This is a genomic window from Pseudomonas tremae, assembly GCF_001401155.1.
Classification (GTDB): domain Bacteria; phylum Pseudomonadota; class Gammaproteobacteria; order Pseudomonadales; family Pseudomonadaceae; genus Aquipseudomonas; species Aquipseudomonas tremae.
This window is the reverse complement of the sequence record NZ_LJRO01000442.1, coordinates 1-725: the sequence shown is the minus strand read 5'-3', so window position 1 is coordinate 725 and position 725 is coordinate 1. Positions and strand designations below refer to the sequence as shown.

General features: G+C 47.7%; 1 protein-coding gene and 1 pseudogene. One reads left to right on the top strand and one right to left on the bottom strand.

What is annotated here, in order from left to right; translation table 11 throughout:
- Positions 1-31 precede the first annotated feature (31 nt).
- The gene (locus ALO43_RS31225; RefSeq protein WP_054998173.1) at positions 32-310 is read left to right on the top strand and encodes an FxLYD domain-containing protein; all 279 of its coding nucleotides are present in this window, start codon (positions 32-34) and stop codon (positions 308-310) included.
- 106 nt (positions 311-416) lie between these two features.
- Here the strand turns inward: ALO43_RS31225 and ALO43_RS30815 are convergent.
- Positions 417-725: pseudogene (locus tag ALO43_RS30815) on the bottom strand (MobP1 family relaxase); the annotation flags it as partial.

The window sequence follows — 725 nt, the reverse complement described above, 5'->3', positions numbered from 1 at the left end:
TTGGCCGGACGGTTACTTTTCAGCGGCGGTTATCGCCAGTGAACCATCACCCGTAACTGTAGGCCACCTGCAAGCAGTTCCAGGCCAAACGCCGTCGATTTCATACATTACAGGTACAGCAACCAACACCAAGGATCAAGCACTAGGGAACGTTTTCGTACATTTCAATTTGTACGACGCCAATAACGCTCTGGTAGGCAACGCCATTGCCACTGCCAGTAACCTGGCACCCAAAGACACATGGAAATTCAGCGCCGGTGTGACCGTCCCGTATGACCACTTCGTTTTGGTCAAGGTTGACACTTACTGAACACCGCTCAGAATTTCAACCTAGGCCCGAGTTTAATCTTGGGCCGCAACACCTCATCCTTCACCTCAGTGAATTGGAGTTTCTCTTTCATCTGCTTTTTCTGACGTTAAGGGGTATGAAGGTTAATTTTTTTTCCTGCTTTTTCTAACTTTTCTGCCATTGTGACTGTTCTATCCGGCCCTTCAATACTGTTATTTTCAATTTTCCATTCGTTGCGCTTGACTGTCTTGTAGCCCTGGACTTCGCCATTTTTATCATACGATGGTACCTCAACGGCTACAGCGCCTTCCTTTTTAAGCTTGATGACATGACCCACCTCGACTTTCTCCCGTACGATTTCCTCAAGCAGCGTCTTACCCCATACGGTCACCTCTTTTTGTCCATTGAGGGTCTTGTAGGTGATGTAGTTCGACCG